Raw genomic sequence first — 490 nt, forward strand, 5'->3', positions numbered from 1 at the left:
AGTTGTTTATAAGAGACAGGTGCAGGAGTGGATCAAAACTCTGAAAGGCCTACAGGAGCAACTGGGCCGCTTCAACGATTTACAGGTTTTGCAGGCCAAGTTGCCCGCCGACTCGGCCCTACAGCCTAGGTTACGTGAGCAAGAAGTGCTGGGTTTGGAGGATTGGCCGTTGCAGCAACAGCGCTACCGCAACCCTGCCGAGCAGCAGCGGCTATATCAACTGCTATTCTCGGCTGGGGAAAGCAGCAACGGGGAAGCCCAGGTGGTAGGCTAGGGCGTAGGGTTGGACAAGCCTGCTCTAGGTCTAGGCGAGGGATAGCGGTGAGCTCCGCTTTTGCCTCAGGGGTAGAGGGTAGTCGGCTATTGTCTAAGTCTTTCCCAGAGCAGGAACTCCAGCCCCTTCACTGCTGCTCCTGCCCCTCCTGCCTATGAAAAAGGGAATTGCCACGGCCATCGCTTTGCTTTGCTGTTTGCTGCTCCTGCTTTTCTT

1 protein-coding gene is annotated in these 490 nt (G+C 55.9%); it reads left to right on the forward strand.

Going from position 1 to position 490, the window contains the following annotated elements:
* A partial coding sequence (locus tag NW858_RS13170) for a CHAD domain-containing protein (protein WP_414520665.1) occupies nt 1–274 on the forward strand: 274 nt, incomplete at its 5' end.
* Between the last annotated feature and the right edge of the window lie 216 nt (nt 275–490).

Source organism: Synechococcus sp. H55.10 (genome assembly GCF_047502715.1).
Classification (GTDB): domain Bacteria; phylum Cyanobacteriota; class Cyanobacteriia; order Thermostichales; family Thermostichaceae; genus Thermostichus.